Genomic DNA, 8,953 nt, shown 5'->3' with positions numbered 1-8,953 from the left:
CGATGAAGACATCGACGGATTCGTGGTCCTTGATCACGCAATAACCCCCAGAATTCCGTTCCGATCTAACAGCGCTGGCATGTCCTGCGGCCCCAGAGTTCGGCATCCACGTTACGGCCGGCCTCCCGCGGTAAGGTCTGCGGCTGGTCTGGTCCCCATTAGCGATCCCCTGGCGCCTATCGGAACCCGGTGACAACACCCCCCGGATCATGGTCGACTGGGGGACAAGATCATGCCGGGCCCGACAGGCCAGCAACCCCGATTCTTACTCATTTAGGGGCCACGAAAAAGGTAACGGGGGGAGCCGACATTGTCAGGATCGCACAGCTGAGCAGCCACGCGCCCGGGGGGCGATCCCGTGGCGCTGCTTCGGGTCCATGCGCTGCCAATCCTGTTCCATCGCCTTATTGGGTCATCTTGCCGGTGGATTCGTAGGTTGCGATTTGCCCGATTCGGCGGATGTGGCGTTGGTCGTTGCTTGGAGGCTCTTGCAGGAACGCTTCGATGAGGGCGGTGGCCTCGTCGATGCTGTGTTGCCTGCCGCCGACGGCCACGATGTTCGCGTTGTTGTGTTGGCGGGCGAGGATGGCCGTGGAGTGGTTCCAGACGAGTGCCGCGCGTATGCCGGTGACCTTGTTGGCGGCGATCTGTTCGCCGTTGCCCGAGCCGCCGAGAACGATGCCGAGGGCGTGCATACCGGCGTGTTGGTCCGCCACGACGGCATGGGCGGCGTTGATGCAGTACGAGGGGTAGTCGTCGGAAGCGTCGTATTGCTTGGGCCCGTGGTCCACGACGTCGTAGCCTTTGGCCGTGAGGTGGCGGACCAGGTGGGTGCTGAGGTCCATGCCGGCGTGGTCGGTGGCGATGTGGACCCTTGGCAGTTCGGAGGTGGTGCTCACAGTTCCTTCTTTCAGTTGCCGGTCTGTACCGGCCGCTTATGGTGGGTGTCGGCGTGTGTTTCGAGGGTGTAGCCGTAGGGGACGTCGCGGCTGAGTTCAAGGGTGAACCGGCCGGGTGCATGTTTTGTTGCGAGAATTCCTTCGACGCCGTGGACCATGGCGAGTGTTTGGAGTTCCCGGACTGCGGAGTTCAGTGCACGGTCCACATCGCGGGCGTGGGCGACCATGATTTCCACTTTCCTCGGTGGATTCTGTGTCAGCGGCTTTGTGGTCTTTGCGGGCGGGCGCCTGTCGGCTCTAGCGGGCATAGAGGGTGAACCGGTCCCGGAAGGTCGCTGTTTCAAGGACGTCGCGGTTGATCACGAACTGCGGAGTTCTTCCGTTCGCGACATCGACGATGGCCCGTACGCAGCTGCCGCCGTTGCCCAGGGACATCTCATCGGTCCAGGACAGGCAGTGCGGGGAGAGGGTGACGTTGTCCAGGTCGAGGAGTTCGTTCGTGACGGGTTCTTCTTCGAAGACGTCCAGCCCGGCGCCGGCAATACGGCCGGAGGCGAGGGCAGCAATCAGGTCGGATTCGTTGATGATGGGTCCCCGGGCCATGTTGATCACGATCGCGGTGGGCTTCATGCGATCCAGGATGGCGGCGTTGACGATGTGGCGGGTTTGCTCGGTGAGGACGGCCATCACGATGAGCGCGTCGCATTGGGCCGCGACGTCTTGGAGGTCCATGAGTTCCACGCCGAGTTCGCTGGCACGTGCGGGCGGGCAGTAGGGGTCGTAGCCGACGGAACGGACACCGAACGGAGCGAGCAGACGGATCAGTTCCCCGCCGGTGTTCCCGACGCCGAGGAGGCCGATCGTTTTGCCGGTAAGACCGGTGCCCATGAAGTTCTCGCGCAGGTCCCATCGTTGTTTGCGGACGAGGCGGTCTTTGGTCACGGTGTGGTGCATGACGGACAGGAGCATGGACAAGGTGGCAGTGGCGACGGGGCCGCGGGCACCGTCGGGGGTGATCGTGGCGATCGTTCCGGCGGCGGTGCAGGCATCCAGGTCGACGGCGTCGTACCCGACGCCGAACCGGGCCAGGATCAGCGGCGGATTTACCACGCCGGCGAAGGACTCTGCCGTGACGGCCGGGGCGGCGTAGAGGATGGCGTCGTATTTTTCCATTTGCTCCGGTGTGAGTGCCGGGGCCGGGTCGTGCATGTATTCCCAGGCGAGTCCTGCCTGGTCGAGCCCGGCGAGGCCGATGTTGCCCCAGACGTTGGTGCCGGTGGAATCGAGGAAGTCCGCGGAGATGCCTACTGTGAATGTCATTAGAAGACCGCCAAGGGGTTAACGGGCGAACCTGTGCCGCGGGGGATGTTGAGTGGGGCGACGACCAACATGAACCGGTAGCGGTCCTCCTCGGCGCAGGCTGCGCCGAGTGCTTCGAGGTCGAGGTTGTCGAGCAAGGGCAGGCCCATGGCTGTGATGGCGAGGATGTGGACGGGCGAGTGGATGCCGGGGGTGGGGGAGGGGCGCACGTCGGAGTCCCCGTCGCCGCCCAGCACGCTGATGCCGCGTTCGGCGAGCAAAGGCATGCAGTCAACATGCAGTCCTGCGCTGAGGTCCGAGGAGTCCCAGGCCCCGAGTTCCCGGGCCCGCCGGAAGTGTCCGGTACGGATCAATACAGCGTCGCCCTGGTTGATCTGCACGCCGAGGCGGGCTTCGGCGGCGAGGATGTCTTCGGCGTGGATCGCGGTGCCTGGTTCAAGCCAGGGAACGTCGAACAGGACGGTGAAGTCGAGCAGCACGGCGGGGGCCACGAGGGGTCCGAGGGAGCTGACCGAGCCGAAATCGGCTCCGGTGGCCGTCACGACGTCCCTGGAGGCCTGCCCTTCATACAGCATGCCCTTGTAGGCGATGTGGCTGAGGGCGTCCAGGTGGCTGACGGCTTTGCCGTGGTAGTCAACGCCGATGAAGTCCTTGTTGCAGGAAGGCTCGGGAGCTTCCCGCACACCAAGGTCCGTCATGTAGTGCAGGGCCGGGTTGGCGTTGGACGGTCCGCTGACGGTGTTCCATGGCAGGGCCGTTGTGACGACGCGGCCGCTGCGGACCAAGGACGCGGCCTCCGTCACGGAGGCGGCGGTTACTGTCTGCCATGCGCCGGCGGAGGGATCAGGGTAGGTGCCCCAGGTCTTCACCTTTTCAAAGACGTCCTCGAACTCCCGCCGATTGATGGCAGGACCCGTGGTCGGCGGGGCTGGGTAAAGTGGTCTAGCGCTGACATTTTCCGCGCACACGGTGTACTCCTTGAATTTAAGTGCCGTCCCCGGTCAGGGTGGGCCCGATGAGGGCTCCGGCGGCCACGTGATGCCCTCGGTCCCGAAAAGGGGATCTGGGAGGGGTGACTCCGCCATAGTAAGCCAATATACTAGTTGAAAGTCAATATCTTGGATAAGGGGAGGCTGATTATGACTGCAGAGACGGTTGTGGAGAAGACAGGCGAGGCGGGCCCGGGGGCGCAAAGCTCGGTTCCGGCGATCACCCGGGGCATGGCCGTTCTGGAATTGGTCGCCGATGCCGGCCAGGCCGGGATGAGTGTGCCCGAGATCGCCAAGTCCATGAACCTGGCCAAGTCCTCCACGGCCAACATCTGCGCCGCACTGGAGGGCGAAGGGATGCTCCGGCGCTCCGATGGCCGGTTCACCCTGGGCCGGCGCATCTTGTCCCTGGCCGGCGACTACCTGCGCTCGGCCGACCAGCTCGCGGAGTTCTACGCGCTGTGCCGGCGCTCGAAGCTCATTTCACGCGAGGCCGCCCGCCTGGCCTTGCTGGACGGCACGGACGTGCTGTATCTGGCCCGCTATGAGGGCACGAATCCGATCCGGCTGACGGCGAATATCGGCGACCGGTTCCCGGCCCACGTGACCGCCACGGGCAAAGCTGTCCTGTCCACGCTGCCTGACGCCGTTGTGGAGGACCGCTACCGGGGCAAGGCCTTCACGCCTTTCACCGCCCGCTCACTGACCAGTCTGGCCGAGCTGCTGGCCGACCTGAGGATCTCGCGTCAGCGCGGGTATTTCATGGATGACGAGGAGACCAACATCGGCGTGGTGTGCTTCGCCGTGCCGGTGGTCAATCTCCAGGGCGAGCCGGCCCAGTTTGCCATCAGCGCGACCCTGATCAAGGCCCGCGCCGACGAGCTGGACCACGCCGAAATCGTCGCTGAACTGCAGCACATTGCCCGGAATCTGGCCAATCCACTGAGCGCACACTCGCTCTAAATCGGCGCCTCTGCGTGGCCGAAAGCGGTCGCGGAGGAGACGCTTAGCTTCACACTATTGACCAATATGCTGGTTGTGGGACAAGATATTGGTCAAAGGTCATTGGTGACCTCCCAGAAAATGACGCAGTACTGGGACTGCAAGGAGCGATCATGGGACTCAATATTTCCCCGATGCCGCTGATCCACATCGAGAAATTATCCAAACGCTTCGGGGTTAACGCGGCTCTTCAGGACGTCGACCTCACCCTGGAAGCGGGCAGCATCCACGCATTACTTGGCCAGAACGGTGCCGGCAAGTCCACGTTGATCAAGATCTTGTCGGGCCTGTACACGGCGACGAGCGGCAGCATCACCGTCGCCGGCCATCCGCTCGGAACCCCCGAAGCCGCCGCGGACATGGCCTTCATCCACCAGGACCTTGGCCTGGTGGACTCCATGACCATCGCGGAGAACATCGCGTTGGGCACGGGTTTCGGCAAGGCGGGCGGGTTCATTTCCTGGCGACAGGTCAGGGACGCGGCGGCGGAGGCACTGCAGACGGTGGCCTCCCACCTGGAACCGGACCGCCATGTTTCCGAGCTGACGAGGGCGGACAAATCCCTGGTTGCGATTGCCCGGGCGCTGGCCACCAGCGCAAAGGTGATCATCCTGGACGAGCCGACGGCGAGCCTGCCGGCCGCGGATTCCCGCAGGCTCTTCGAGGTCTTGGAGAAACTCAGGAGCAAGGGACACGGGCTGTTGTATGTCAGCCACCGGCTCGATGAGGTCTTCGCGATCTCCGACACGGTGACGGTCCTGCGCGACGGGCGCCTCATCCACACCGGCCCCATTGCGCAGAAATCCCCCCGCGAACTCGTCGTGGACATCGTCGGGCACAAGCCGGCCTCCTATTCTTCCGGGCACGGTGTTCAGCAGGACGTCGAACGCCTGCAGGTCACGGAACTGGGCACTTCCCAGACCCGGGCCGTGTCCTTCTCGGTGCATGCCGGTGAAGTGGTCGGCATGGTGGGCCTGACCGGGGCCGGGCACATGGAACTCGGCCGCGCACTGGCCGGGGCGCACAAGATCACTTCGGGCAGCGCACTGCTTGACTCGAAAAGCTATGCTCCACGGACTCCGGCCGAAGCCGTGGACGCCGGCGTCGGGTTCGTCACCAGCAACAGGATGGAAGAGGGCTGCGCCCCGGAACTGAGCATCCGGGAGAACTTCCTCCCCAATCCCGGCATCCGGTCCAAGAACCCGTTCGCCTGGACACGGCCTAAAACCGAACGCCAGACCGCCGTCGAGCTCGTGGAACGCTACGGAGTCCGGCCGGCCCTGACGGAAGTGGCCATCGCCACCCTCTCGGGCGGCAACCAGCAAAAAATCATGATCGGGCGCTGGCTCAACACGGGCCGGAAACTGATCATCCTCGAAGAACCCACCGCCGGCGTGGACGTCGGCGCGAAAGCCGACATCTACACCCTACTGGAGGAATCACTCGCGGACGGCCTCGCCGTGCTGATGATCTCCACGGACTTCGAGGAAGTGGCCAACGTCTGCCACCGGGCCCTCGTCTTTGTCCAGGGGACCGTGACCGCTGAACTGTCCGGCCCTGAACTGACCATTGCAAACCTTACCGCGGCGGCCTCCGGGGCTGCTCTCACTTCGGAGTGATCCTGACATGAACCACAGCAAGGCCAGCCGCCCACGCGGCGTCGCACATCTCCTTGGCCCGTACGGGCTCCTCGTGATCCTGGTGCTGCTCTTCGCGGTCTTCGCGCTGATCCTGCCCCAGACCTTCCTCTCCGGCCGGAACTTCAACGCGATCCTGAGCAACCAGTCCATCCCGGCGTTGCTGGCACTGGGGGCCATGATCCCCATCGCCACCGGAAAATTCGACCTGTCCATCGGCTACGGGCTGGGACTGTCCCACGTGATCGTCCTCAAACTCATCGTGGACGCCAACATCCCCTGGGGCTTGGCCGCCTTGATCGCCATCGGTGTCATGGCACTGGTGGGCGTGATCAACGGCCTGCTCGTCGAATTCGGCCAGATCGACTCCTTCGTCGCCACCCTGGGCACCGGCACCGTCCTCTACGCCATCACCGGCGCGATCACCAACGGCGCCCGCGTGGTCCCCGGCAGCGCCGGGCTGCCCGTGTCCTTCACGGATCTTTACGACTCGAAAATCGCCGGTGTCCCGATCGTCGCCGTGTACCTGTTGGTCGTCGCCGCCATCTTGTGGATCCTCTTCGAACGCCTCCCGCTGGGACGCTACTTCTACGTCCTGGGTTCGAACCCGCGCGCCGCGGCACTGATCGGCATCCCCACCAAGAGATACTCGATCTACGCCTTCGCGTTCTCCGCCGTCGTCACCGGATTCGCCGGGGTGCTCCTGGCCTCGCAGCAGCAGATCGGCAACCCCAGCGTCGGCATGGACTACCTGCTCCCGGCCTTCGTCGGAGCATTGCTCGGCGCCACCGCGATCAAACCAGGACGCGCCAACGTGATCGGAACCCTGGTCGCCGTCATCACCCTGGCCATCGGCCTGGCCGGCATCTCCCAACTCGGCGCACAGTTCTGGGTGACCCCGCTCTTCAACGGTGTCACGCTCCTGATCGCCGTCGGCCTGGCCGGCTACTCGGCCAGGCGCAAGCTGCGCGCCGGCGCGGTGGCCGCCCCACCACCCGCGCTCCCCGGTGCCGACAACACAGACCAATCAAACGACGCGGGCCACGCACACCCCGGCACACCCTCCACCTCAGCCCAACTCCCTGCCGCACCGGCCACCACCGCCTCTTAACCCCCTCACCGGCCCCGGCCACCCCCGCACCATCCCAGGCAATTCGCCATGACTGAAAGGCTTCCCTCATGAACCGTTCCGCTCCCCGGCTGCTGCTCGCCGCAGGCGCCATCATGACTCTCGGGCTCACCGCGTGCACCTCCGGATCGGCCGATGCCGGCTCCGCCGGATCCAGTGCGTCCGGGCCCAGCGGTTGCGCCGACGTCGTCGCCGCCGCCCGGAAGGCCGTGGACGCCGCGTCCAAGACCGACGCCCCTTGGGACGGGCCCACCACCGGGCCGAAAGCGGCCACCGCGAAAACCCTGGTCTACGTCGCCCAATCCATGACCAACCCCGGCGTGGCCGGCGTCGCGAAAGGCCTGCAGGAAGCGGCCGCGGCCATCGGCTGGAACGTCAAAGTCATCGACGGCCTCGGCACCCCGGCCGGAATCCAAAGCGCCTTCAGCCAGGCCCTGACGACCAAACCGGACGGCATCGTCATCGGCGGTTTCGACCCCAAGACCACCGCGGCGCAGGTCGCGGAGGCCAACGCGGCAAAGATCCCGCTCGCCGCCTGGCAGGCACTCTCCACCCCGGGCCCGAGCACCGATCCGTTGTTGTTCACCAACATCACCACGAAGGTCGAGGACGTCGCGAAAATCAGCGCCGACTACGTCATCGCCCAATCCAACGGCAATGCCGGCGTCGTGATCTTCACCGACTCCTCCATTCCCTTCGCCGAAGGCAAGTCCCAGATGATCAAGAAGGAACTGCAGACCTGCACCGGTGTCAAGGTCCTGGACTACGACAACGTTCCACTCTCGGACGTCAGCGCCCGCATGCCCCAGGAAGTGTCCTCGCTCCTGAGCAAATACAACGACTCCTGGACCTACTCGGTGGCCATCAACGATGTCTACTACGAAAATGCCGCAGCAGCCTTGCGGGCAGGCGGGGTGAACGCCGGCGGCTCACCATTCAACGTCGGCGCCGGAGACGGCGACTCGTCGGCTCTGCAGCGGATCAAGTCCGGCCAGTATCAGAGCGCCACCGTTCCCTCACCACTGAAGTCCGAGGGCTGGCAGATCGTGGACGAACTCAACCGGGCCTTCAACAACCAGCCCGCCAGCGGCTACGTCCCGCAGATCCACGTCTCCACCAAGGAAAACACCACCGCCACCGACGCCTGGGACCCGGTCGGCTACCAGGACGCATACCGCAAGATCTGGGGCAAGTAGTGAACCAGCAGAACAAACCCCAGGACCCTGGCCCGGCCGCCCCAGCTCCCCGGAGCGCGGGTTTCGTCGGGCTGGGGCTCATGGGGGCACCCATGGCCGCGAACCTGCTCAAAGCCGGATGGGACGTCACCGCGTGGAACCGCTCCGGGGCAGCCGTGGAAGAATTCGTTGCACTGGGAGGCTTCCGTACCCGGGACGTCGCCGGCCTCCGGGGCGAACCGGTGATCGTCTTCATGCTTCCCGACCTGTCCTGCATCGAAGAGGCGGCATCCGGGCTGATGGATGAGTGGCGACTGGTGCCCCCGCGCCCCGGGACCATAGTGGTCGTGATGAGCAGCGTGTCTCCGACGGGCGTCCAGGAATTCGCCCGGACCGTGCACAGCGCCAGTGGCGGGAACGCCGTCGTCGTTGACGCCCCCGTCAGCGGCGGCACCCAGGGTGCGCAGGATGGCACGCTGGCGATCATGGCCGGCGCGTCCGAAGAGGTCTTCGGGCGCTTGCTTCCGCTGTTCGAAGCGATGGGGACCACGGTCCGGCGCATGGGTGCCCTGGGCGCCGGGTCGCTCGCCAAGGCGTGCAACCAGCTGATCGTCGGAACCACGACGGCGGCCCTCGCCGAAGCGGCCGAACTCGCCGAGCGCTCCGGCATGGATGCTGCGGCCCTCTTCGAGGTCCTTGCCGGCGGACTGGCCGCCAGCCGTGTGCTGGAGTTTGTCGGTCCGCGGCTCGCGGCGAAGGACTACGCCCCCACAGGTCCGGCGAAGTTCATGCACAAGGACCT

Annotated in this window: 9 protein-coding genes; 5 read left to right on the top strand and 4 right to left on the bottom strand. The window is 65.3% G+C overall.

The window, feature by feature from the left end; genetic code table 11:
* Positions 1 to 404: 404 nt before the first annotated feature.
* From E1809_RS25750 to E1809_RS25735, 4 genes are all read right to left on the bottom strand, one after another.
* A complete protein-coding gene (locus E1809_RS25750) occupies positions 405 to 899 on the bottom strand; it encodes a ribose-5-phosphate isomerase (protein ID WP_133207068.1) in 495 nt (164 codons plus the stop codon).
* Between the two features lie 11 nt (positions 900 to 910).
* Positions 911 to 1,135: a hypothetical protein gene (locus E1809_RS25745; protein ID WP_407921062.1), complete on the bottom strand. Its 225-nt coding sequence runs from the start codon at positions 1,133 to 1,135 to the stop codon at positions 911 to 913.
* A 61-nt stretch (positions 1,136 to 1,196) separates the two neighbouring features.
* A complete protein-coding gene (locus E1809_RS25740) occupies positions 1,197 to 2,219 on the bottom strand; it encodes an NAD(P)-dependent oxidoreductase (RefSeq protein WP_133207066.1) in 1,023 nt (340 codons plus the stop codon).
* On the bottom strand, positions 2,219 to 3,187 hold the full coding sequence (locus E1809_RS25735; RefSeq protein WP_133207065.1) for a cyclase family protein: 969 nt from the start codon (positions 3,185 to 3,187) through the stop codon (positions 2,219 to 2,221). Before E1809_RS25735 ends, E1809_RS25740 begins: the two co-directional genes overlap by 1 nt.
* A gap of 171 nt (positions 3,188 to 3,358) precedes the next feature.
* Between E1809_RS25735 and E1809_RS25730 the strand changes: the two genes are divergently transcribed.
* From E1809_RS25730 to E1809_RS25710, 5 genes are all read left to right on the top strand, one after another.
* On the top strand, positions 3,359 to 4,171 hold the full coding sequence (locus E1809_RS25730; protein WP_205754340.1) for an IclR family transcriptional regulator: 813 nt from the start codon (positions 3,359 to 3,361) through the stop codon (positions 4,169 to 4,171).
* Between the two features lie 152 nt (positions 4,172 to 4,323).
* Positions 4,324 to 5,829 carry a sugar ABC transporter ATP-binding protein gene (locus E1809_RS25725; RefSeq protein ID WP_133207064.1) on the top strand — a complete coding sequence of 502 codons (1,506 nt, stop codon included), beginning with the start codon at positions 4,324 to 4,326 and terminating at the stop codon, positions 5,827 to 5,829.
* 7 nt (positions 5,830 to 5,836) lie between these two features.
* Positions 5,837 to 6,958 (top strand): ABC transporter permease, encoded by a 1,122-nt coding sequence (locus E1809_RS25720; protein WP_133207063.1) that lies wholly within the window; start codon positions 5,837 to 5,839, stop codon positions 6,956 to 6,958.
* Positions 6,959 to 7,026: 68 nt separating this feature from the next.
* Positions 7,027 to 8,172: a substrate-binding domain-containing protein gene (locus E1809_RS25715; RefSeq protein WP_133207062.1), complete on the top strand. Its 1,146-nt coding sequence runs from the start codon at positions 7,027 to 7,029 to the stop codon at positions 8,170 to 8,172.
* 80 nt (positions 8,173 to 8,252) lie between these two features.
* On the top strand, positions 8,253 to 8,953 hold a 701-nt coding region (locus E1809_RS25710; RefSeq protein WP_133207069.1), incomplete at its 3' end, for an NAD(P)-dependent oxidoreductase.

Source organism: Arthrobacter terricola (assembly GCF_004354015.1).
Lineage (GTDB): Bacteria > Actinomycetota > Actinomycetes > Actinomycetales > Micrococcaceae > Arthrobacter > Arthrobacter terricola.
This window is presented reverse-complemented; position numbering and strand designations above follow the sequence as displayed.

Excerpts from the sequence above, each read along its gene's own strand:
- E1809_RS25740 (WP_133207066.1), bottom strand. The coding sequence starts at position 2,219 with ATGACATTCACAGTAGGCATCTCCGCGGACTTCCTCGATTCCACCGGC.
- E1809_RS25730 (WP_205754340.1), top strand. The coding sequence starts at position 3,359 with ATGACTGCAGAGACGGTTGTGGAGAAGACAGGCGAGGCGGGCCCGGGG.
- E1809_RS25725 (WP_133207064.1), top strand. The coding sequence starts at position 4,324 with ATGGGACTCAATATTTCCCCGATGCCGCTGATCCACATCGAGAAATTA.
- E1809_RS25720 (WP_133207063.1), top strand. The coding sequence starts at position 5,837 with ATGAACCACAGCAAGGCCAGCCGCCCACGCGGCGTCGCACATCTCCTT.
- E1809_RS25715 (WP_133207062.1), top strand. The coding sequence starts at position 7,027 with ATGAACCGTTCCGCTCCCCGGCTGCTGCTCGCCGCAGGCGCCATCATG.